Raw genomic sequence first — 21,316 nt, 5'->3', positions numbered from 1 at the left:
CAGTCAGGCCGCAGCCATACGCGCCAGGCGCTCGGATGCAGGCGGATGCGAGTAGTAGAACTTGACGAACACCGGGTCGGGCGTCAGCGTCGAGGCGTTGTCCTGGTAGAGCTTGAGCAGCGCTGCGGAAAGGTCGGCGCCGCTGGTCTGCGCGATCGCGTAGGCGTCGGCCTCGAATTCGTGCTTGCGCGAGATGCGCACCGGCAGCGGAGCGACGAAGAAGCCGAACACCGGCACCGCGAGCATGAACAACAGGATCGCCAGCGCATCGTTGGGTGCCGCCATGTTGGGCTGCACGCCGAGGCCGGCATAGAACCACGCGTGGCCCGAGAGCCAGCCCAGCAGCGCGAACCCGGCCAGGCTGAGCGCGAACATCGCGGCCATGCGCTTCATGACATGCCGGTGCTTGAAGTGGCCCAGCTCGTGGGCCAGCACGGCCTCGACCTCGCCGGCACTGAGCTGGCGCAACAGCGTGTCGTAGAAGACCACGCGCTTGCTGGCGCCGAAGCCGGTGAAATAGGCATTGGCATGCGCGCTGCGCGTGCTGCCATCCATCACGAACAGGCCCTTGGCCGCGAAGCCGCAGCGCTGCATCAGCGCATTGACGCGCAGCTTGAGCGCGGCGTCGTCCAGCGGCTTGAACTTGTTGAAGATCGGCGCGATGAAGCTCGGGTAGATCAGCATCAGCAGCAGGTTGAACGCCATCCAGGCGCCCCATGCCCACAGCCACCACAGCCTGCCGGCGGCGCCCATGAGCCACAGGATGAGTGCCGCGATCGGCAGACCGATCAGCACGCCCAGCAGCAGACCCTTGGCCGCATCGGCGAGCCAGAGCCGCCAGGTCATCTTGTTGAAGCCGAAGCGCTCCTCGAGCCTGAAGGTCTGCCACAGCGTGAACGGCAGCTCGAGCAGTCCGCCGATCAGCGCGAAGGCCGCCAGCAGCACCAGCTGCTGCAGCATGCCGCCGCCGAGCCAGGCCAGCAACAGCTTGTTGAGCATGTCGAGGCCGCCCAGCAGGGTCCAGCCGAGCAGCACGGTCGCGCTCCATGCCATTTCGAGCAGGCCGAAACGGGTCTTCGCCACCGTGTAGTCGGCGGCCTTCTGATGGGCTGCGAGCGTGATGGCCTGCGCGAAGGCAGCCGGCACGGCATCGCGATGCCGTGCCACATGGCGCACCTGCCGCGTGGCGAGCCAGAACTTGACGGCCAGCCCAGCGGTCAGCGCGAAGGCGAACGCGAGCGTCAGAACGAGGGAGGCGGAAAGAGGGCTGGACATGGCCCGTGGAGTTTAGCCCGCGCGTTTCCCATTCGTGAGTGGGGCCATCGACGACAATCGCCCGATGCCCGAATCCCTGGACCCGACTGCGCCCGTGCCCGCCACCACGCTCAAGAAGAGCGATCAGAACCTCGTCTGGCTCGATTGCGAGATGAGCGGCCTCGATCCCGAAAAGGAACGCCTGCTCGAGATCGCCGTGGTCGTGACCGGCCCCGATCTCGAGCCGCGCATCGATGGCCCCGTGCTCGTCATCCATCAGAGCGACGAGGTCCTCGACGGCATGGATGCCTGGAACAAGGGCACGCACGGCCGCAGCGGACTGATCGAGAAGGTCAAGGCCTCCACACTGGACGAAACGGCAGCGGAGAAGCAACTGATCGACTTCATCTCCCGCTACATCCCGAAGCACGGCTCACCGATGTGCGGCAACACCATCGGGCAGGACCGGCGCTTCCTGGTGAAATACATGCCGAAGCTGGAAGCGTACTTCCACTACCGCAATCTCGACGTCAGCACCTTGAAGGAACTTGCCAAGCGCTGGAAGCCGGCTGCCTATGCCGCGTTCAAGAAGCAGCAGGCCCACACCGCATTGGCGGACGTGCACGAGTCGATCGAGGAACTCGCGCACTACCGGCAGACCTTTCTGCGGCTGCAGGATTAGGTAAAAACCCGAGGCCGTGCGATAATCATAAGCTTCGCTGCAGCGCAACAGGTTGCGGTAGCGTTTCTTGCATCTCCCTATCTTGCACATCGCGCCCCTTTGATCGGGCCGCAGCGAAGACGAAAGTCCTTGCTGAACGTCGTTGGATGGTTGATGTTTTTCACCACCGACGGAGCGTCGCCCACGGCAGCGCTCGCGCATGAGAATTTTTGAATGACCGACGCTTTTGAAGCGCAGGGCGACTTCGCGCCTGTGCAATCCGATGATTTCGCCGCCGAGCGCGAATCCTTTTCCTCCACCAGTGAGGCCCCCGCCGTTTTCGAAGCGATCGATGCGGTCGAGCCGCCGAAGCTGCCCAATGGCTTCATCAAGCTGGGCCTGGCCCCCGAGCTGATCGCTGCGGTCGAAGACCTCGGCTTCACCCAGCCCACCACGGTGCAGGAACAGGTGATTCCGCGCGCCATGACGGCCAGCGGCAGCGCCGGTGGCGCCACGCGTTTCGTCGACCTGATGGTGTCGAGCCAGACCGGCAGCGGCAAGACGGCGGCTTTCCTGCTGCCCGTGCTGCACACGCTGCTGCAGCGCCAGGCCGAAGCCGAGGCCGCGGCCAAGGCCGAATTCCAGCGTCTTGCAGCCGAAGCCGCCGTACGCGGCGAAGCGCCGCCGAAGAAGCCCAAGCGCAAGGATCCGACCAACGCGCGCCACTTCAAGGCGGCCACACCCGGCGCGCTGATCCTTTGCCCCACGCGCGAACTCGCACAGCAAGTCGCGCACGATGCCATCGACCTGGTCAAGCACTGCCGTGGGCTGCGCATCGCCAGCGTGGTCGGCGGCATGCCTTACCAGTTGCAGATCGCCAAGCTGCAGAACGCCGACCTCGTGGTCGCCACGCCAGGCCGCCTGCTCGACCTTCAGCGCTCGATGCAGATCAAGCTCGACCAGGTCAAGTTCCTGGTCGTCGACGAGGCCGACCGCATGCTCGACCTCGGCTTCTCGGACGACCTCGCCGAAGTCAACCAGCTCACCATCGAGCGCCAGCAGACCATGATGTTCAGCGCGACCTTCGCGCCCCGCATCCAGCAGCTGGCGCAACGCGTGATGCGCGAGCCGCAGCGCGTGACCATCGACAGCCCGCAGGAAAAGCACGTCAACATCAAGCAGGTGCTGTTCTGGGCCGACAGCATGCAGCACAAGCGCAAGCTGCTCGACCACTGGCTGCGCGATACCACCCTCAACCAGGCCATCGTGTTCGCGAGCACGCAAGTCGAATGCGACGGTCTTGCCAACGATCTGCAGCAGGATGGCTTCAGCGCCGTGGCGCTGCACGGCGCGCTGAGCCAGGGCTTGCGCAATCGCCGGCTGATGGCGCTGCGCCAAGGCCAGGTCCAGATCCTCGTCGCCACCGACGTGGCCGCGCGCGGCATCGACGTGCCAACCATCACGCACGTCTTCAACTTCGGTCTGCCGATGAAAGCCGAGGACTACACCCACCGCATCGGACGCACGGGCCGGGCCGGGCGCGACGGTCTGGCCGTGACCTTCGCCGAATTCCGCGATCGCCGCAAGATCTTCGACATCGAGGCCTACAGCCGGCAGCAGTTCAAGGCCGAAGTCATTCCCGGCCTCGAGCCGCAGCAGCGCTCGCCGCAAGCGCGTCCGCAGGGCGACTTCGGCGGCCGAGGCCGCGACAACCATTCGCGTGACCGCAAGTTCGGCGGCGGTGGTGGTCACCGCAGCGGCGGCGGCTATGCGGGCGCCAGCGGTTTCAATGACCGTGGTTCGCGCGGCCCCGCCGCACCGGCACCGCGCGGCTTCCAGGACCGGGGTCATGCAGGCTTCGGCGCCGGGCGCGACGAAGGTGGCTACGGCCGCAAGCCAGGCTTTGGCGACAGCGCGCCGCGCGGCCCAGGCGCGCATGGCGGCGGTGGCGGAGGCAAGGTCTTCGTGCCCCGCGACGCGCAGAAGCGTTCTTTCAAGCCTACGCGCTGATCCCGCGCAGCCCCGCTGCTGCTGCATCATTTCAAAAGCCCGTGCTTCTTCGAAGCGCGGGCTTTTTGCTTTTGGCAACTGGTGAAATTTAATAAGTATATTTATAATCACATCTCTTATGAAGAGAGACTTCACCCAGCGCTTCGGATTCCTGGTCAACGACGTCGCGAAGCTCTACGGTCAGCAGTTCGACCGGCTGGCGCGCAAGCGCATCGGTCTTTCGCGTGCGCAGTGCCGGGTGCTCGGCGCGCTGGCCATGCGAGGTGACGAGCAGCCGCTTTCGCAAGTGGAGCTCGCGCAGCGCCTGGACCTGAGCGCGATGGCGGTGGGCAGTCTTTGCGATCGCCTGGAGGCCGCGGGCTGGCTGCGGCGCGAGCCGAGCAGCAGCGACCGCCGCGTCAACCGCGTTCATCTGGCTCCGAGTGCGGAAAAAGCACTCGATGCCGCCCTCACGATCAGTGATTCGCTGCACGCCCGGGCGCTTGCCGCATTCACGTCCGCCGAGCGCGCGCAGCTGCTGGCGCTGCTGGGCAAGGCGCGCCAGGGGTTGATGGCACTGGATCTCGAGGACGCGGAGCAGGCTCGATGAGCGCCATTGCGCTGCGGGCCGGCTCCGCACCTGCGTCGCTGCAGCCCGGCACCGGCGTGGCGCATCGCGGGATGATCACCATCTCGATCATGCTGGCGACCATCATGCAGGCGCTCGACACCACGATCGCCAACGTGGCGCTGCCGCACATGCAGGGCAGTCTGCAGGCCTCGCAGGATCAGATCACCTGGGTGCTCACCTCGTACATCGTGGCCGCCGCCATCGCGCTGCCGTTGACGGGGTGGCTTTGCGGCCAATGGGGCCGGCGCAAGGTGTTCCTGATTTCGGTGATCGGCTTCACCGTCGCGTCGGCGCTGTGCGGGTTGGCGACTTCACTCCTGGGTATCGTTGCGGCGCGGCTGCTGCAAGGTATTTTCGGTGCGTCGCTGGTGCCGCTGTCGCAGGCAGTGCTGCTGGACATCAATCCGCGCGAGAAGGTCGGCCAGGCGATGGCGATCTGGGGCGCGGGCATCATGGTGGGGCCCATCCTCGGTCCGATGCTGGGCGGCTGGCTGACCGAGAATTTCGACTGGCGGTGGGTGTTCTTCATCAACCTGCCGGTCGGGCTGATCGCCCTGTGGGGCATCGGACGCTACCTGCCCGAAAGCCGGCCGAAGGGCGAGCGACTGGACATCTTCGGCTTCGTCACGCTGAGCCTGGCCATCGGGATGCTGCAGCTTTTCCTCGATCGGGGCGAACAGCTCGACTGGTTCGATTCGTGGGAGATCAAGCTCGAAGCGGTCGCCGCGCTGATCGCCTTCGCTTTCTTCGTCATCCATACCTGGACGGTGGAGGGCGTCTCGTTCTTCGATCGCGATCTGCTCAAGGACCGCAACTTCGTGACCGGCCTGCTGTTCGCATTCATTGTCGGCATGATCCTGTACGCGACGATGGCATTGCTGCCGAATTTCCTGCAGGGGCTGATGGGCTATCCGGTGGTCTACACCGGCCTGGTGACGGCGCCGCGCGGCGTCGGCACCATGATCGCGATGATCGCCGTCGGGCGACTGGTGCAGCGAGTGGACGTGCGCGCGATCATGGCGATCGGCTTTGGTCTGACGGCATTCTCGCTCTGGCAGATGACGGGCATGACGCTGCAGATGGACAGCACGCTGATCATCACCTCGGGCTTCATTCAGGGTCTTGGCATCGGATTCACCTTCGTGCCGCTGTCGACCGCGACCTTCGCGACGCTGGCGCCTCGACTGCGCCACCAGGGCACGCCGGTCTTCAGCCTGCTGCGCAACATCGGCAGCAGCGTGGGCATCTCGATCGTGCAGGCCTTGTTGACCGAGGGTTCCAGCAGGGCGCATGCCGAAATCGCCGCCACGGTGGCGCCCGGCAACCAGGGCCTGATCAACCTGCCCGCGTTGCTGAATCCCGACACGATGCCGGGGCTCGCCGTGCTGAATGCCGAGGTCACTCGGCAAGGCGCGTTGATCGGCTATCTCGACGATTTCGCGATCATGATGATGATCACGCTCGCGGCTATTCCGCTGCTGCTGCTGATTCGCAGCCCACGTCGCACCCGGGCCGATGCGGGCGAGCCGGTCGAGGTACCGCATTAGGATGAGGCTCCCCCCTTCTCTGTTCATGCATTCGAAAGTGTCGCGAAGACCGAAATTCTGTCGGCCCGTCGTTCCTTCCGTGTGGGCGTACGCCGCGCTTTCAACGCAGTCGCCTTCGATACCAGCGTCCGTCGCATGCCGGCGGACGCCGATGTCAGGCCGATTCCGGCCCGAGTTCCGGTGCGTTGCCGACCATCATTCGACTCAGCAACTGGGCCAGGATTTCGCGCTGCTCGGGCTCGAACATCCGCAGCAGATGCAATTCGGCGGCGGCGTGTCGGGGCATCGCGTCGTCGGCCATGCGCATGCCCTTGGCGGTCAGCTTGACGACGACACCGCGTCCGTCTTTGGGATCCGTCGATCTGCGCACGAAGCCTTCGAGCTCCAGCCGCTTCAGCAGGTTCGACAGGCCGCCGGAGGTGAACAGCAAGGTCGCCTGAAGCCGCGACGGAGACAGGCGATAGGGCGGACCCGCGACGCGCAGCGTCGCCAGAACCGCATATTCCTGGTATTTCAGACCCAAGGGCTGCAGCACGGCATTGATCGTGCGCAGCACGACCTCTTCCAGGCGCAGCAGGCGCCCGACGACCGCCTTGCCGCTGCTGTCGAGATCGGGCCGCTCATTGCGCCATTGCCGGATGCCACGGCCGACCAGGTCCTCCTGGATCTGCTGGCCGACCATCGCGACCGGCGCCGAGGCCGCGGCTGCGTGGCGCTTCGTTTTCGCTTGGCCTCGGGGTGCCCGGCCGCGCGCTGCGCCAGTCTCGTGCTTCATTTGCAGGGTCTCCATGGTGTTCGTCGCGGCATCGATGTCTCGGTCCGGCGCGTGGCCTGTGGTGCGCGAGGTCGTATCTTAAATGTCATCTATTTATCTTTCTCAAAAGATAAGAAATGCATCTTCGATACGCATGGTGCTAACCCAGCGGAACCGTTGCTTCCTTGAGCACGCGCAGCACGAAGTGCGATTGGCTGTGCCGGATGCCGGGAATCTTGTAGAGCTTCTCGCGCAGCAGCCGTTCATAGTCGCGCGTGTCGCGCACGGCAATGCGGATGTAGTAGTCGTAGTCACCGGAAACCAGATAGGCCTCCTGGATCTCGGGAATGGTCGCCAGCACGCGGCCGAATTCATAAAGCGTCTCGTCGTTGTGACTCTCGAGCGTGAGCTGCACGATGACCGAGTCGCGGTAGCCGAGCTTGGCGGCGTCGAGGTCGACCGTGTAGCCCTTGATCACGCCCTGGGCCTCGAGTTTCTTGATGCGGTTCCAGCAACTCGTCGGCGACAGGCCCACTTCGGTGCCGATCTCCTGCAGGGTCTTGCGCGAGTCGCCCAGCAGCACACGCAGGATCGCGAGATCGAGTTTGTCGAACAATTCTTCGTGGATATCTTGATTTTGGCGACTGATTTTCATGAAAACTCGCGATACAGACAAAAGAATGAAGCAAATTCTGCATCAATTTAGGAAGAATCGACGCATGCAAACCGTTACCCATTCGTTGTCTCGCCCCGTGTTGGATGCGGCCACTCTCGAAGCGCGTGCGCGCAACGGCGCCGAGGCGCTGCTGCATACGTTGATCGAATGCGGCGTCGACACGATCTTCGGCTACCCCGGCGGCGCTGCCCTGCCGCTCTATGACGCCTTGCACGGCGAGCCCCGGCTGCGCCATGTGCTTGTGCGTCATGAGCAGGCCGCCGTTCATGCGGCCGAAGGCTATGCGCGCACCACCGGGCGCGTGGGCGTGGTGCTGGTGACTTCGGGGCCCGGCGTCGGCAACACCATCACGGGGCTGCTCGATGCCATCAGCGACTCGGTGCCGCTGCTGTGCATCAGCGGACAGGTCGCCACTGCCGTGATCGGCACCAATGCGTTCCAGGAAAGCGATGCGCTCGGGATGTCTCGGCCGGTGACCAAGTGGAACCACCAGACGCGGGTGGCCGACGACATTCCGGCCGTGGTGCGGCGCGCGCTGGACATCGCGGCGTCGGGACGGCCGGGACCGGTGTTGCTCGATGTACCGAAGGACGTCCAGCTCACGCCGCTGGGCCGCGGACCGACGTCGCCACCGGCGCGCTCCCTCCGTGAAGGCGCGACGTCTCAGCCACCGCGCGGAAGTCTGCAACGCGCCGCGGATCTGCTGTCCACCGCGCGCCGGCCGATCGTGTATGGCGGAGGCGGTCTCATCAACGCCGGCCCCTCGGCTTGCGAGGCCTTCACGCGCCTTGTGCATCGTCTCGGCGCGCCGTGCACGCTGACGCTGATGGGCCTTGGCGCGTTCCCGGCTTCCGATCCAGGTTTCGTCGGCATGCTGGGCATGCATGGCACGCTGGAGGCCAACCTGGCAATGCATGAAGCCGATCTCGTGGTTTGCGTCGGCGCGCGCTTCGACGACCGCGTGACGGGCAAGCTCGACGAGTTCTGTCCGCACGCACGCAAGATTCATATCGACATCGACCCCAGCAGCATCAACAAGGTGGTCCAGGTCGACGTGCCGATGGTGGGCGACTGCGGTGTGGTGCTCGATGCGTTGCTCGCGATGCCCGAACTCGGCGGTCTGGCGCCCGAGCGGCTGGCGCCCTGGTGGCAGCGCATCGAACATTGGCGTGCGCAGCGTTGCCTGGCTTTCGTGCCGAACGAGGAAGTCATCCTGCCGCAGCAATTGATGACCTCGCTGCAGCAAGCGATTTCAGGCCGTGATGCGATCGTCTCCACCGACGTCGGCCAGCACCAGATGTGGGCTGCGCAGTACATGCGCTTCGAGCGTCCGCGCCGCTGGCTCACTTCGGGCGGTGCAGGGACCATGGGCTACGGCCTGCCCGCAGCGATCGGCGCGCAGATCGCGCATCCGGACGCGCTGGTGGTGTGCGTGAGCGGCGATGCGTCGGTGCTGATGAACATCCAGGAGCTGTCGACCGCCATGCAGCATCGTGTGCCGGTCAAGCTGGTGCTCTCGAACAATGGCTACATGGGCATGGTGCGCCAGTGGCAGGAGCTGAACCATGGCAATCGTCTGAGTCACAGCTGGAATGAGGCGCTGCCCGATTTCGTCGCGCTGGCCAAGGCTTTCGGTTGGGGCGCACGCCGTGTGTCAGATCCGGCCGAGCTCGACGCTGCGCTGGCCGAATGTCTGGCCTACGAGGGCCCGTTCTTTCTCGACGTGCAGGTGGCCGCGCAGGAGAACTGCTTTCCGATGATGCCGTCGGGACAGGGACATCATCGTGTGATGCTGGGCAAGGACCGCTGGTACGAAGGCGATTGACGCGCCGCGGAACTGACCGCGCTCTCCTCTGCGCCGCGGATGCATAGCGTGCCCGAGATCTCCATTTCTTCCGTTGCATTGCCGCCGGCGGCGGCCGCGGCGAGGCGCCTGCGCATGGCTTGATGGAATACCTGCCCTTGTATTCGCCCGCGCAGCGTCGGCGCCACGAACTGCGTCCGGGCATCACCGGACGGGCCCAGGTCCATGGCCGCAACGCCCTGGCGTGGAAGGACAGCGACGTCTGGTACGTGGATCACCGTTCGATCTGGCTCGATCTCCGGATCCTGTGGCTCACCGTTCGAAAGGTGTGCGTGCGGGATGCCATCCATGCGGCTGGCGAGGCAACGATGACGAAATTCACGGGCGATCAGGCCTGAGAGGGGGCTCTGTTTCCGCGCTGCCATCTGCCTTTGGCGCGGCGTGCATCACCTCCATGCCAGCGCAGCGTAGAAATAGAGTTCCGCATCCAATGCCCATTGGATGTGGGTGGCCTGCCTGAACCCGTGCTGTTCTCCGGCGAAGAGCAGGTACAGCGCGGAGATGCCTCGCCGGCGCAGGGCCGCGACCATCTCCTCGGTCTGGCTGGGCGGCACGATCCTGTCTTCCGTGCCTTGAAAGAAGGCGACCGGCGCGCCGATCCTGCCGGCGTTGCGAACCGGCGAGCGGTCGATGTACGTCTGACGACCGGCGTCCGAATACGGTGCGATCAACCAATCCATGTACCTGGACTCGAACTTGTGCGTGTCGCGTGCCAGCGCCTCGGGGTCGCTCACGCCATAGTGGCTTGCGCCGGCGCGAAAAAGCCCTCGAAGCGCCGGGTCTGCATGCGTGAGGCAGCTCAGCGCGGTGAAGCCGCCGGCACTGCCGCCGGTGATCACCATGCGTGCCGCATCCACCAGCCCGTTCGCGACGAGATACGACGCGGCCGCGCCGCAGTCCCGTGCATCGACGATGCCCCACATGCGATGAAGCCGGTTGCGATAGGCGCGCCCGTAGCCCGTGCTGCCGCCATAGTCCACGTCGACGACGGCGATGCCGCGGCTGGTCCAGAACTGCGTGCGCAGGTCGAGGCTCCTGGAGGCGGACGAGGTGGGGCCGCCGTGGCACTTGACCAGCAAGGGCGGCAGCGATCCCGGCGGGCCTTGGCAGTCGGCGTTGGCCGGCGGATAGAACAGCGCGAAGGCGGTTTCGCCCGGCGATGTGGGGAACTCGATCAACCGGGGCGTCGAGATGTATTCGCGCAGGGTCGGGTCGTCGGCCATGGCCGTGGTGTTCCGGACGATCGCAGCATGCCCCGACGCCGCATCCAGAACGACGACCGCGCCTGCCACGGTGGGGCTGCCGGCCTTGAACGCGATCGTGCCGGCACTCGCCCTCACCGAGGAAAACTCCGTGAACGGCAGATCGAACGGCGTCAGCGCGCCGCCATGCAGGTCCAGCAGTGCGAGCTTGCCGCTGCCGTCCTCGGTGTACGTGCACACCAGTTGGTGCGCCGACACGAACGCATACGTCGACATGCCGAAACCCCATTGAGCCCGGCCGAACTCCGCGGTCCTGGGACACAGGTTGACGGCGGTGCCGCTCGCTTCGCGCCGATAGATGTTCCACCAGCCCGAACGGTCCGAGACATAGTGGAGCAGGCCATCGGGCGACCACTCCGGCTGGAACACCGATTCGCCTGGGCCGCCCGCCACCATGACCGCATTCGTGACCGCCGCGCCGTCGAACTCGCCGACCCACAGTTGGGTGGCGGTCCATGGCATGTCGGGATGGTCCCAGGCCAGCCACGCAAGCAGCCGGCCATCCGGGCTCAGCCGAGGGGAGGCATAGAAGTCGCTTCCTTGCACGAGCACCGATTCGCCGCCGGCCGGACCCAGGCCCAGCGCGACGAGGGTGTTGGCGGCCTCGGCGCCAGGCGTCCGATGGTCCTCGCGGATGCCGATCCAGAGAAGGCGCGCGGCGTCGATCTGCCCATCGGCGTAGCGCAGCACGGCATCGTTCGACGCCGGCGCCAGGGTCAATGGTGTCGGCACGCCCGAGCCGTCGAGCCGGTAAAGACGTTGATCGGCGAAGTTCGAAAAGTACACCGCACCGGCCGCCAGCGAGACGGCGCCGCCGCCGTATTCGTGCACCCGCGTGCGGGCGGAAAAAGGCCGTGGCGTGACATCGACGCCCGCGCCGTCGTCACCCAGGCGAACCAGCACATGGCGGCCGGCCTCCAGCGGCCTGCCTTCGATCCAGTAGACGACGCCCTCGTGGAGGAGCACGTCGATCAGCGTGGTCTGGGCCGTCGCCACCCGCTCGGACGTGATGGGCGATGGCCAGGCGCCGAAAGGGGCGGTGATCGAAGGGGGCATGGGTGAGACCTCGCGGGGTAGGGATCGCCCGCCGATTGTCACTGTGGCGAGATGCCACGATCGCCGCCGCGCCTGCTGTTCAACCTTGTAGCAGTCCAACGGGAAAACCCGCACGCCATCGCGCGACACATGCCCGCTATTGCCACAACGCGGTTGCCGGCAGCGGCTTCGGCGCGTGGCACGGACATTGCCCCTCTGCATGGTGATGGGCGTGCTCACAGGGGCGCGTCCGAACCGCGATATCCATCCACGAGGAGACACCATGCAATTGAAGCTCTTGACCGCTCTTATTTCCATCGGCCTGGCGGCGGCTGCGGCCGACGCACAGGTCACGGACAAGATGATCCAGTCCGAGGCCACGGCCAGCGGCAACATCCTGACCTGGGGCGTCAATACCCAGGGGCAGCGCTATTCGCCGCTGAAGCAGGTCAACACCGCCACGGTCGCCAGGCTGGCGCCGGTGTGGGCCTTCTCGTTCGGCGGCGAGAAGCAGCGCGGGCAGGAGTCGCAGCCCGTCATCAGCAACGGCAAGATGTTCGTCACCGCGTCGTACTCGCGCATCTTCGCGCTCGATGCCACCACCGGCAAGAAGCTGTGGAAGTACGAGCATCGTCTGCCCGAAGGCATCATGCCGTGCTGCGACGTGGTCAACCGCGGCGCGGCGCTGTACGACAACCTGGTGATCTTCGCCACGCTCGACGCCCAGCTCGTGGCGCTCGACCAGAACACCGGCGACGTGGTCTGGAAGGAAAAGATCGACGACTACGCGGCAGGCTACTCGGCCACGGCCGCGCCGATCATCGCCAACGGCGTGATGCTGACCGGCGTGTCCGGCGGCGAGTTCGGCGTGGTCGGCCGCGTCGAGGCACGCGACCCCAAGACGGGCAAGCTGCTGTGGACACGGCCCACGGTCGAAGGCCACATGGGCTACACCTACGACAAGGACGGCAACAAGAAGGAGAACGGCATCTCGGGCACCGCCAACAAGAGCTGGCCCGGCGATCTCTGGAAGACGGGCGGAGCGGCCACCTGGCTCGGCGGCACCTTCGATCCGAAGACCGGCCTGGCCTACTTCGGCACCGGCAATCCGGCGCCGTGGAACAGCCATCTGCGCCAGGGCGACAACCTCTATTCGTGCTCCACCGTGGCGATCGACGTGAAGACGGGCCAGATCAAGTGGCACTACCAGGGCACGCCCAACGACAGCTGGGACTTCGACGGCGTCAACGAGTTCGTCACCTTCGACATGGACGGCAAGCGCGTCGGCGGCAAGGCGGATCGCAACGGCTTCTTCTACGTGAACGATGCGACCACGGGCCAGCTGCTCAATGCGTTTCCCTTCGTCAAGAAAATCACCTGGGCCAGCAGCATCGACCTGAAGACCGGCCGCCCCAACTTCATCGCGGACAACCGGCCCGGCGATCCGACCGCCGGTGCCGACGGCAAGAAGGGCAGCTCCGTCTTCGCCGCGCCGGGCTTCCTCGGCGGCAAGAACCAGATGCCGATGGCCTACAGCCCCGACACCAAGATGTTCTACGTGCCCGCCAACGAATGGGGCATGGACATCTGGAACGAGCCGGTCGCCTACAAGAAGGGCGCGGCCTACCTGGGTGCCGGCTTCACGATCAAGCCGCTCAACGACGACTACATCGGCGCGCTGCGCGCGATCGATCCGAAGACCGGCAAGATCGCCTGGGAAGTGAAGAACGGCGCGCCGCTGTGGGGCGGCGTGCTGACCACCGGCGGCAACCTGGTGTTCTGGGGCACGCCCGAAGGCTACCTGAAGGCCGCCGACGCGAAGACGGGCAAGGTGGTGTGGGAGTTCCAGACCGGCTCCGGCGTCGTGGCGCCGCCCATCACCTGGCAGCAGGGCGGCGAGCAGTACGTGGGCGTGGTGTCGGGCTGGGGCGGCGCGGTGCCGCTGTGGGGCGGCGAGGTGGCCAAGAAGGTCAACCTCCTGGAGCAGGGCGGCATGGTGTGGGTCTTCAAGATCCCCTCCGGCGGCAATGCGCCGCGCACGGCCAAGGCCGCGGACGCCAAGGTCGCCTCCAACTGACCGGGGCAGGCGCCATGGAAAAGGGCAAGGAAGGCGTGGCCGTCGAGGCCACGAGGAGAGCGCTTGTCGGTCGCATGGTCGGCGGCATCTGCCTGCTGGCCGTGACGCCGGTCGGTGCGCTGGCCGCGCCGCCCCACGTCGAGGAGGCCGACGAAACGGCGGTGCAGCTGGGCTACAGGCACGACAGCAGGAACGTCGATGCGAAGAAGTACCCCAGGCACGCGGCCACCCAGCGGTGCGTGAATTGCGCGATGTGGCAGGGCGCTGCCGCAGACCCATGGGCCGGCTGCGCGATGTTCGGCCGCAAACACGTCGCCGCCGAAGGCTGGTGCACGGCATGGGCGCCGAAGCCGGCCTGAGGGCGGCGGGCAGACGCTGGGCAGCGGGCCGCCCGCGCCGTGCGGTGCCGGCGCCCGAGCCCTTGTGGTTCGAATGGCTCGCGCTGGCCGGCGCCTTCGCCTTCGCCACCTGGCTGCTGGGCGCGCGTGGCGTGTGGGCGCTGTTGCTGCGCTCCGATCCGACCGGCATCACGCTGGCCATCGTGATCGTGTTTGCCGCCGCGACCCTGTGGTGCGGCGCACGCGCGCGCGTGCTGCAGGCACAGCGCGTCGCGCTCGGCGATGCGCGCGCACGCGGCGCGGCAGCCGCGTGCTGGGCCGCCGACTACTGGCGCGTGCTGTCGCATGACAAGACCGATGCCGACACCGCACTCGACCTGCTGATGGAGCGCACGCACGGCGCCCATGCCGCGGCATGGTGGGTGAACGGCGCGCAGCTCAAGCTGGGCCTGCTCGGCAAGGTGATCGGCTTTTCGATCCTGGCGCTGGACATCGGCAACACGCAGAGCTTCGACCCGGCGCAATCGCAGGACCTGTTGCGCAGCCTCACGGCAGGCCTCGGCGTGGCGCTGCTCACCACGATGGTCGGGCTGGTCGGCAACATCCTGCTCGGCTTGCAGCTCACGCGGCTCGATCGCTATGCCGACCAGCTGGTCGCCGACATCCAGCGCATCGGGCTGGCAGGGCAGACCATCCCCGGAGCCTGACATGCGCCGCCGTCACGTCCGTCGCGAAGCCGAGGTCGATCCCTTCTACGACATGCTCTTCAACATGCTGATCGCCTTCGTTTTCTGCTTCATCGTGGCGCTGCTGGCGATGAACCCGAAGGCGCTCAAGGCCGGGGACATTCCATCGAAGGCCGAATACCTCATCACCGTCGACTGGCCCGATCGCAATCCGAACGACATCGACACCTGGGTGCAGGATCCGGCCGGCAACCTGGTGTGGTTCCGGCAGCGCGAGGCCGGCCTGATGTACCTCGACCGTGACGACCGCGGCGACGCGAACGCATCGACGCTGGTCGACGGCCGACGCATCGTCAGCCCGTTCCGCCAGGAGGTGGTGACGGTACGCGGCATCGTCCCCGGCGAATTCACGGTCAACGTCCAGTACTACCAGTCGCGCGACGGGCAACCGGTGGAAGTGACGGTGTCGGTCACCAAGGTGAATCCGCGCGCCGAGATCGCGTTCCACGGCAAGCTCACGCTGGCGCGGGCCGGCGACGAGGCGACTGCGGCGCGCTTCACCATCCTGCCCGACGGCCGCATCGCCAACGTCAACACCTTGCCCAAGAAGCTGGTGCGGATGCTATGACCCTCGGCCTCGTCCTGAGCTTCGCCATCCTGGTCCTGCTGCTGGTGCTCGCCTTGCTGTGGTCGAGTTGGCCGGCCTGGCTCAAGGGGCTGCTGGTGGTCGGCGTGACCTGTCTTTATTTCTTCGCGGACGAGGTGGTGCACCGGATGTGGGGATGGCCCAGCCCCGACGCGATGCCCGAGCGCTTCGTGCTGCTCGCCGCCGTGATCGACGAGCCCGCCGGCCAGCGAGCCGGTGGGCTCTACATCTGGGTCAACGCCATCGAAGACGGCAAGCCGGCAGCGCAGCCGCGCGCCTTTCAACTGCCGTACGACAAGGACCTGCATTCGCTGCTCAACGACGGCATGAAGAAGATTCGCGAAGGCGTGACACAGATCGGCACCAGCGAGCCCAAGGCCGGCAAGAAAGGGCTCGCATGGTTGCGGCCGGGCCATGACGAGACGGTCATCAAGCTGCGCGACATGCCGGTGCCGCAACTGCCGGAGAAATGACATGGGTCTTCGCCGCGCCGCGTTGTGTGTCGCATGCCTCGCATCGATCGCAGGTTGCGAGCAGGCCGGCACCTCCGCTTCACTGTTTCCGCTCGACGCCGGCCACCGCTGGACCTATCGCGTCATCACCCAGGCCGAAGACGGCACGACCGAGCGCGAGACCCTGGTCATGCGCACGCTCGGCGCCGAATCCGACCCCGCGATCGAAGGCGGATCGGCATGGCGCCGGCGCAGCGACAGCGGCGTGGACTACTGGCTGCGCTCGGATTCGACCGGCATCTACCGCGTGGCGAGCAAGAGCGATCTCGACCCGGCGCCGAAGCCCGACAAGCCGCTTCGCTTCGTGCTGCGCGCGCCCTTCGTCCGGGGCACGCAATGGCGGGCGGGCACCGTGCCGTACCTGCTCATGCGGCGCAACGAGTTCCCGCGCGAAGTCCGCTACACCCATCCGGACGTGCCGATGAACTTCCAGATCGAGGCCGAGGACGATGTGGTGGACGTGCCGGCAGGCCACTTCGACCGCTGCCTGCGCGTCAAGGGCACGGCCACGTTGCGGCTCTACGCCGACCCGGTGCGCGGCTGGCGCGACATGCCCTTGAGCACCACCGAGTGGTATTGCGCCGGCGTGGGCCTGGTCCGGGTGGAACGAACCGAGCCCGCGGAGCGGCTCGCCTATCTCACGGGCGGCACGCGCACGCTCGAGCTGGTGTCGTGGCAATGATCGCGTCGATGCATGCCGCGCATCGCGGCGCCGGCCCTTCGTGGCGAGTCGATCTGGCCTGGGTGCTGGTGCTCTCGGCGGCGACCTTCGCGCTGTCCAGCGTGTTCGAGCTGCACGAGCGACTGGCCGTGGCCTTTGCCCGTCACGAGGCATGGCAGATCGACGAGCTGCCCACGGCGTTCGTCGCCTTGTCGCTGGGTCTGGTGTGGTACGCGTGGCGCCGGCGCCGGGAGACAGCACGATGGCTCGCCCGCAACCGCGAGCTGGCGCAGCAGCTCATCGCCGTGCAGGAAAGCGAGCGCCTGGCGCTGGCGCGCGAGCTGCACGACGAGCTGGCCCAGCACTGCACCGCGATCCGCATCGAGGCCACCTACATCCAGCGCTCGCGTGCGCCGGACCAGATCGGCGAGGCGGCCCGGCGCGTTTCATCGTCCGCCGAACTGCTGCAGGACGGCGTGCGGCGTCTGCTGCACAAGCTGCGACCGGCCGAACTCGACGAACTCGGGCTCATCGCCGCGCTCGAATCGCTCTGCACCGACTGGTCGATGCGCAGCGGCACCGCATGCATCTTCCGGCATCGGGGCGCGCTGTGCGGTCTGGGCGAGGCCGTCGACACCGCGGTCTACCGCGTGACGCAGGAAGCGCTCGCCAATGTGATTCGCCATGCCGAGGCCACGCGCGTGCAGGTCGAGCTGGCATCGACGCCTGCGGGCCTCGCGCTGTGCATCGAGGACAACGGCCGCGGTGTCGCGCCTGCCGCATCCACGCGCGGCTTCGGTCTGCGCGGCGCGGCGGAGCGGGCCGCGGCGCCGGGCGGCGCGTTCGACGCCTTCAGCGCGCCGGGATCGGGCATGTGCGTGCGCATGCAGCTGCCCGCCGGACACGCGTTGCCGCGCAAGGTGACCGCATGATCCGCCTGCTGCTCGTCGACGACCACCCGGTGGTGCGGGCCGGCTACCGGCACTTGCTGGAGCAGGATGGCGACATGACCGTGGTCGCGCAAGCAGGGCATGCCGACGAAGCCTGCGCGCTGTTCGCCCGCCACGAGCCGGATCTCACCGCCACCGACCTGTCGATGCCGGGCAGCAGCGGACTCGAGCTGATCCGCCGCCTGCGCGAGCGCGTGGCGAACGCACGCACGCTGATCTTCAGCATGCACGACAGCGAGATGCTGGTGCGCCGCGCGCTCGAACGCGGGGCGCTGGGCTTCGTCTCGAAGAGCAGCGCGCCCGAGTGCCTGATCGATGCCGTGCACACGGTGCTCGAAGGCCGGCGCTACCTGAGCCTGGGCCTGCCGCAACGACTGCTCGACGGTGCCGCCGAAGCGCCGGGCGTCCCGCCATGGCGCACCTGGCGATTCGCCACGGGCTCATCCCCTCCGAGGCGTGCTGAGTCGACAGCGGGAAGTTTTCCCTGTCGCCGCGGCGCCGATCCTCTTACCTTGGGCGATGGGCGCACATGCGTCCATCCGAACGAATGACGATGCCCAAGGAGACACACACCATGCACCGCCGCGCGCACTTTCCCGCCTTTGCGATCGCACCGCTGGCCGCGGCGAGCCTGCTTCTGTGTCATTGCATGGGCGCCGCGGCGCAGCAGACAACTGCCGGCGATCCGGCCACCATCAATGTCGTCGCGCCCGCGCCGCTGCCCGGCCTCGACGTGCCGCGCGACCAGGTTCCGTCCAACGTGCAGACGGCGACCGATGCAGACCTCGACCGCCTGCATTCGCTCGACCTGTCGAGCTACCTGACGCGCGCCGTAGGCGGCGTGACGGTCAACGAGACGCAGGGCAATCCGTTCCAGCCCGACATCAGCTACCGCGGCTTCACCGCCTCGCCGCTGCTGGGAACGCCCCAGGGCCTGTCGGTGTTCATGGACGGCGTGCGGCTGAACCAGCCCTTCGGCGATGTGGTGAGCTGGGATCTCGTGCCGCGCTCGGCCATCTCGTCGATCGCGCTCATGCCGGGGAGCAATCCGCTGTTCGGCCTCAACACCCTGGGCGGTGCGCTGGCGATACAGACCAAGGACGGTCTTCATGACCCCGGGACTTCGGTGCAGGTGCTCGGCGGCTCCTACGGCCGTGTCGCAGCCGAGTTCGAGACCGGCGGCAGCAATGCGCAGAGCGGGATGAACTGGTTCGTCACGGGCAACCGCTTCCACGAGCAGGGATGGCGCGCCGCATCGCCGTCCGACCTGAGCCAGCTCTTCGCCAAGATCGGCCACACCACGCGCGACGGCAGCATCTCGCTGACCGCGGCATTGGCCGACAACAAGCTCACCGGCAACGGCGCGCAGGAGCAGGGTGCGTTGCAGCGCGACTGGGCCAGCGTCCGCACGGTGCCCGATACCACGCGCAACAAGTCGCTCTTCCTGAACCTGGCGGCGACGCAGGCGCTGAGCGACACGGTGACGCTGTCGGGCAACGCCTACTACCGCAACATCAGGACGAGCACCTTCAACGGCGATGTCAACGACGACGCTTCCGGCGAGTCGGTCTATCAGCCCAGCGCGGCCGAGCGCGCCGCGCTGGCCGGCGCGGGCTTCGTCGGCTATCCGACCAGCGGCGCGAGTGCTGCCAACACACCCTTCCCGAAATGGCGCTGCATCGCCGATGCGCTGCTGAACACAGAGCCGAACGAGAAATGCAATGGCCTCATCAACCGCACCGAGACCCGGCAGAGCAACTACGGCCTGGCCGGCCAGCTCTCGGCGCAGCTGAGCACCGGCGGCCTCCAGCATCTCGTGGTCGTGGGCGCGGCCTACGACGCGAGCCGCGTGCGCTTCGGGCAGAGCACGCAGTTCGGCTACCTCAACCCCGATCGCACGATCACGCCGGTGTTCGGCCCCGGCGCATTCGCCGACGGCACGCAGGATTCCGAGAACGCCTTCGACGCGCGCGTTGCGCTGTCGAGCTGGTCGAGCACCCGCAGCGTCTATGCCAGCGACACGATCGAATTGGACCCGCGGACGCACCTGACACTGTCGGGCCGCTACAACCGCGCGTCGGTGACCAACGTCGATGGCATCAACCCCGGCGGCGGACCGGGCTCACTGGACGGCGCCTACACCTTCAGCCGCTTCAACCCCGCCGTCGGCCTGAGCTTCGCGCCGAGCACGTCGGTCACGCTGTATGCCGGCGTCAACCAGGGCAGCCGTGCACCGACCGCGATCGAACTGGGTTGCGCCGATCCGGCCAGCCCGTGCAAGCTGCCCAACGCCTTCGCCGGCGATCCGCCGCTCAAGCAGGTCGTCACGACGACTTTCGAGGCCGGCCTCCGCGGCGTCGCGAAGCCGGACCTGGCCTGGAACCTCGGCGTGTTCCGCTCCGACAATCGCAACGACCTGCTCTTCGTGGCCGATGACTCCAGCGGCTTCGGCTACTTCAAGAACTTCGGCAAGACGCGGCGCCAGGGCATCGAGATGGGCCTGCATGCCAGGCCGATCGGCGGCCTGACCGTGGGCGGCAACCTGACGCTGCTCGATGCCACCTACCGCAGTGCCGAGACCATCGGCGGCTCGGGCAACAGCAGCAACGACCAGGCGATGGCCGGCTTTCCCGGCACCGGCGGCTACCTCCTGTGGGCCAAGCTCACCATGGACTGGACCTTCGACATCCGTGCCGAGGACGTGTTCTGGTGCACCGCCGACATCGGCTGGGTCACCGGCCACACCTACGTTGCCTACGGCCCGCTGGCCGCCGGCGCCACGCAGCTCATGTTCGAAGGCATCCCCACCTTCCCGCATGCCGGGCGCTTCTGGCAGATGATCGAGAAACACAAAGTCTCCGTCTTCTACACCGCGCCCACGGCCATCCGCTCGCTCATCAAGGCGGCCGAAACCGACGAGAAAGTCCACCCCAAGAACTGGGACCTGTCCAGCCTGCGCATCCTCGGCTCCGTGGGCGAGCCCATCAACCCCGAAGCCTGGATGTGGTACCACCGGAACGTCGGGCGCGAGCAATGCCCCATCGTCGACACCTTCTGGCAGACCGAGACCGGCGGCCACGTCATCACGCCGCTGCCCGGCGCCACGCCGCTGGTGCCCGGCTCCTGCACGCTGCCGCTGCCCGGCATCATGGCCGCGATCGTCGACGAGACCGGCCGCGACATCCCCAACGGCGCCGGCGGCATGCTGGTCATCAAGCGGCCCTGGCCGGCGATGATCCGCACCATCTGGAACGACCCGGAGCGCTTCAGGAAGAGCTACTTCCCCGAAGAGATGGGCGGCACCATTTACCTGGCGGGCGACGGCGCGGTGCGCAGCGCCGAGCGCGGCTACTTCCGCATCACGGGGCGCATCGACGACGTGCTGAACGTCTCGGGCCATCGTCTGGGCACGATGGAGATCGAATCGGCGCTGGTGTCCAAGACCGATCTGGTGGCCGAGGCCGCGGTGGTGGGGCGCCCGGACGACGTGACGGGCGAGGCGGTGTGTGCGTTCGTGGTGTTGAAGCGCGGACGGCCAGATGGCGAGGAGGCCCGGCAGATCGCGGCCGACCTGCGCGCCTGGGTGGCCAAGGAGATCGGCCCGATCGCCAAGCCCCGCGACATCCGCTTCGGCGAGAACCTGCCCAAGACGCGCAGCGGCAAGATCATGCGCCGGCTGCTGCGCAGCATCGCCAAGGGCGAGGCCATCACGCAGGACACTTCGACGCTGGAGAATCCGGCCATCCTCGAACAACTGGCCGAAGGCCACTGAC

18 protein-coding genes and 2 pseudogenes are annotated in these 21,316 nt (G+C 66.9%); 16 read left to right on the top strand and 4 right to left on the bottom strand.

Annotated features, from left to right (window positions below; translation table 11 throughout):
* Nucleotides 1-3: 3 nt before the first annotated feature.
* Nucleotides 4-1,275, bottom strand: coding sequence for a M48 family metallopeptidase (locus E5P2_RS19795; RefSeq protein WP_162568795.1), 1,272 nt, complete (start codon nucleotides 1,273-1,275; stop codon nucleotides 4-6).
* Nucleotides 1,276-1,339: 64 nt separating this feature from the next.
* On the opposite strand from E5P2_RS19795, the gene orn reads away from it, so the two are divergent.
* The 4 genes from orn (at nucleotide 1,340) to E5P2_RS19775 (ending at nucleotide 6,082) form a co-directional block, all read left to right on the top strand.
* On the top strand, nucleotides 1,340-1,936 hold the full coding sequence (orn, locus tag E5P2_RS19790) for an oligoribonuclease (protein WP_162568794.1): 597 nt from the start codon (nucleotides 1,340-1,342) through the stop codon (nucleotides 1,934-1,936).
* A 213-nt stretch (nucleotides 1,937-2,149) separates the two neighbouring features.
* Nucleotides 2,150-3,925 (top strand): DEAD/DEAH box helicase, encoded by a 1,776-nt coding sequence (locus E5P2_RS19785; protein ID WP_162568793.1) that lies wholly within the window; start codon nucleotides 2,150-2,152, stop codon nucleotides 3,923-3,925.
* 118 nt (nucleotides 3,926-4,043) lie between these two features.
* The gene (locus E5P2_RS19780; RefSeq protein WP_162568792.1) at nucleotides 4,044-4,514 is read left to right on the top strand and encodes a MarR family winged helix-turn-helix transcriptional regulator; all 471 of its coding nucleotides are present in this window, start codon (nucleotides 4,044-4,046) and stop codon (nucleotides 4,512-4,514) included.
* Entirely contained in the window at nucleotides 4,511-6,082 is a 1,572-nt protein-coding gene (locus E5P2_RS19775; RefSeq protein ID WP_162568791.1) for a DHA2 family efflux MFS transporter permease subunit, read from the top strand. Before E5P2_RS19780 ends, E5P2_RS19775 begins: the two co-directional genes overlap by 4 nt.
* Nucleotides 6,083-6,236: 154 nt before the next feature.
* Here E5P2_RS19775 and E5P2_RS19770 read toward each other — a convergent pair whose 3' ends face one another.
* Nucleotides 6,237-6,857 carry a MarR family winged helix-turn-helix transcriptional regulator gene (locus tag E5P2_RS19770; protein ID WP_232080765.1) on the bottom strand — a complete coding sequence of 207 codons (621 nt, stop codon included), beginning with the start codon at nucleotides 6,855-6,857 and terminating at the stop codon, nucleotides 6,237-6,239.
* 139 nt (nucleotides 6,858-6,996) lie between these two features.
* The gene (locus E5P2_RS19765; RefSeq protein ID WP_162568790.1) at nucleotides 6,997-7,491 is read right to left on the bottom strand and encodes an Lrp/AsnC family transcriptional regulator; all 495 of its coding nucleotides are present in this window, start codon (nucleotides 7,489-7,491) and stop codon (nucleotides 6,997-6,999) included.
* A gap of 64 nt (nucleotides 7,492-7,555) precedes the next feature.
* Between E5P2_RS19765 and ilvB the strand changes: the two genes are divergently transcribed.
* Both ilvB and E5P2_RS19755 read left to right on the top strand, forming a co-directional pair.
* The gene (ilvB, locus tag E5P2_RS19760; protein ID WP_162568789.1) at nucleotides 7,556-9,337 is read left to right on the top strand and encodes a biosynthetic-type acetolactate synthase large subunit; all 1,782 of its coding nucleotides are present in this window, start codon (nucleotides 7,556-7,558) and stop codon (nucleotides 9,335-9,337) included.
* Between the two features lie 119 nt (nucleotides 9,338-9,456).
* Nucleotides 9,457-9,714: pseudogene (locus E5P2_RS19755) on the top strand (sugar transferase); the annotation flags it as partial.
* A gap of 48 nt (nucleotides 9,715-9,762) precedes the next feature.
* Here the strand turns inward: E5P2_RS19755 and E5P2_RS19750 are convergent.
* Complete coding sequence (locus E5P2_RS19750) at nucleotides 9,763-11,694, bottom strand: dipeptidyl-peptidase 5 (protein ID WP_162568787.1); 1,932 nt, start codon at nucleotides 11,692-11,694, stop codon at nucleotides 9,763-9,765.
* Nucleotides 11,695-11,956: 262 nt separating this feature from the next.
* Between E5P2_RS19750 and E5P2_RS19745 the strand changes: the two genes are divergently transcribed.
* From E5P2_RS19745 to E5P2_RS37790, 10 genes and pseudogenes are all read left to right on the top strand, one after another.
* On the top strand, nucleotides 11,957-13,750 hold the full coding sequence (locus tag E5P2_RS19745; RefSeq protein WP_162568786.1) for a PQQ-dependent methanol/ethanol family dehydrogenase: 1,794 nt from the start codon (nucleotides 11,957-11,959) through the stop codon (nucleotides 13,748-13,750).
* A 14-nt stretch (nucleotides 13,751-13,764) separates the two neighbouring features.
* Complete coding sequence (locus E5P2_RS19740) at nucleotides 13,765-14,109, top strand: high-potential iron-sulfur protein (RefSeq protein ID WP_162568785.1); 345 nt, start codon at nucleotides 13,765-13,767, stop codon at nucleotides 14,107-14,109.
* Entirely contained in the window at nucleotides 14,088-14,795 is a 708-nt protein-coding gene (locus E5P2_RS19735) for a MotA/TolQ/ExbB proton channel family protein (RefSeq protein WP_232080764.1), read from the top strand. Before E5P2_RS19740 ends, E5P2_RS19735 begins: the two co-directional genes overlap by 22 nt.
* A gap of 1 nt (nucleotide 14,796) precedes the next feature.
* Nucleotides 14,797-15,402 (top strand): hypothetical protein, encoded by a 606-nt coding sequence (locus tag E5P2_RS19730; RefSeq protein ID WP_162568784.1) that lies wholly within the window; start codon nucleotides 14,797-14,799, stop codon nucleotides 15,400-15,402.
* Nucleotides 15,399-15,893 (top strand): hypothetical protein, encoded by a 495-nt coding sequence (locus tag E5P2_RS19725; protein ID WP_162568783.1) that lies wholly within the window; start codon nucleotides 15,399-15,401, stop codon nucleotides 15,891-15,893. The genes E5P2_RS19730 and E5P2_RS19725 overlap by 4 nt, the downstream gene beginning before the upstream one ends.
* Before the next feature lies 1 nt (nucleotide 15,894).
* On the top strand, nucleotides 15,895-16,614 hold the full coding sequence (locus E5P2_RS19720; protein ID WP_232080763.1) for a hypothetical protein: 720 nt from the start codon (nucleotides 15,895-15,897) through the stop codon (nucleotides 16,612-16,614).
* Nucleotides 16,611-17,525 (top strand): histidine kinase, encoded by a 915-nt coding sequence (locus E5P2_RS19715; protein WP_232080925.1) that lies wholly within the window; start codon nucleotides 16,611-16,613, stop codon nucleotides 17,523-17,525. The genes E5P2_RS19720 and E5P2_RS19715 overlap by 4 nt, the downstream gene beginning before the upstream one ends.
* Entirely contained in the window at nucleotides 17,522-18,094 is a 573-nt protein-coding gene (locus tag E5P2_RS19710) for a response regulator (protein WP_162568781.1), read from the top strand. The genes E5P2_RS19715 and E5P2_RS19710 overlap by 4 nt, the downstream gene beginning before the upstream one ends.
* Nucleotides 18,073-18,612 (top strand): annotated as a pseudogene (locus tag E5P2_RS37795) (TonB-dependent receptor); the annotation flags it as partial. The gene E5P2_RS19710 and the pseudogene E5P2_RS37795, both read left to right, overlap by 22 nt.
* A gap of 132 nt (nucleotides 18,613-18,744) precedes the next feature.
* Complete coding sequence (locus E5P2_RS37790; protein ID WP_232080924.1) at nucleotides 18,745-21,315, top strand: TonB-dependent receptor domain-containing protein; 2,571 nt, start codon at nucleotides 18,745-18,747, stop codon at nucleotides 21,313-21,315.
* The last annotated feature ends 1 nt before the right edge of the window (nucleotide 21,316 follow it).

Origin of the sequence: Variovorax sp. SRS16 (assembly GCF_901827165.1) — a bacterium.
Classification (GTDB): Bacteria; Pseudomonadota; Gammaproteobacteria; order Burkholderiales; family Burkholderiaceae_C; genus Variovorax.
The sequence above is the reverse complement of the archived record's forward strand: the minus strand, read 5'-3'. Positions and strand labels throughout refer to the sequence as shown.

Coding starts and splice junctions, on each gene's coding strand:
- E5P2_RS19795 (WP_162568795.1), bottom strand. CDS start 1,275: ATGTCCAGCCCTCTTTCCGCCTCCCTCGTTCTGACGCTCGCGTTCGCC.
- orn (WP_162568794.1), top strand. CDS start 1,340: ATGCCCGAATCCCTGGACCCGACTGCGCCCGTGCCCGCCACCACGCTC.
- E5P2_RS19785 (WP_162568793.1), top strand. CDS start 2,150: ATGACCGACGCTTTTGAAGCGCAGGGCGACTTCGCGCCTGTGCAATCC.
- E5P2_RS19780 (WP_162568792.1), top strand. CDS start 4,044: ATGAAGAGAGACTTCACCCAGCGCTTCGGATTCCTGGTCAACGACGTC.
- E5P2_RS19775 (WP_162568791.1), top strand. CDS start 4,511: ATGAGCGCCATTGCGCTGCGGGCCGGCTCCGCACCTGCGTCGCTGCAG.
- E5P2_RS19770 (WP_232080765.1), bottom strand. CDS start 6,857: ATGAAGCACGAGACTGGCGCAGCGCGCGGCCGGGCACCCCGAGGCCAA.
- E5P2_RS19765 (WP_162568790.1), bottom strand. CDS start 7,491: ATGAAAATCAGTCGCCAAAATCAAGATATCCACGAAGAATTGTTCGAC.
- ilvB (WP_162568789.1), top strand. CDS start 7,556: ATGCAAACCGTTACCCATTCGTTGTCTCGCCCCGTGTTGGATGCGGCC.
- E5P2_RS19750 (WP_162568787.1), bottom strand. CDS start 11,694: ATGCCCCCTTCGATCACCGCCCCTTTCGGCGCCTGGCCATCGCCCATC.
- E5P2_RS19745 (WP_162568786.1), top strand. CDS start 11,957: ATGCAATTGAAGCTCTTGACCGCTCTTATTTCCATCGGCCTGGCGGCG.
- E5P2_RS19740 (WP_162568785.1), top strand. CDS start 13,765: ATGGAAAAGGGCAAGGAAGGCGTGGCCGTCGAGGCCACGAGGAGAGCG.
- E5P2_RS19735 (WP_232080764.1), top strand. CDS start 14,088: ATGGGCGCCGAAGCCGGCCTGAGGGCGGCGGGCAGACGCTGGGCAGCG.
- E5P2_RS19730 (WP_162568784.1), top strand. CDS start 14,797: ATGCGCCGCCGTCACGTCCGTCGCGAAGCCGAGGTCGATCCCTTCTAC.
- E5P2_RS19725 (WP_162568783.1), top strand. CDS start 15,399: ATGACCCTCGGCCTCGTCCTGAGCTTCGCCATCCTGGTCCTGCTGCTG.
- E5P2_RS19720 (WP_232080763.1), top strand. CDS start 15,895: ATGGGTCTTCGCCGCGCCGCGTTGTGTGTCGCATGCCTCGCATCGATC.
- E5P2_RS19715 (WP_232080925.1), top strand. CDS start 16,611: ATGATCGCGTCGATGCATGCCGCGCATCGCGGCGCCGGCCCTTCGTGG.
- E5P2_RS19710 (WP_162568781.1), top strand. CDS start 17,522: ATGATCCGCCTGCTGCTCGTCGACGACCACCCGGTGGTGCGGGCCGGC.
- E5P2_RS37790 (WP_232080924.1), top strand. CDS start 18,745: ATGAACTGGTTCGTCACGGGCAACCGCTTCCACGAGCAGGGATGGCGC.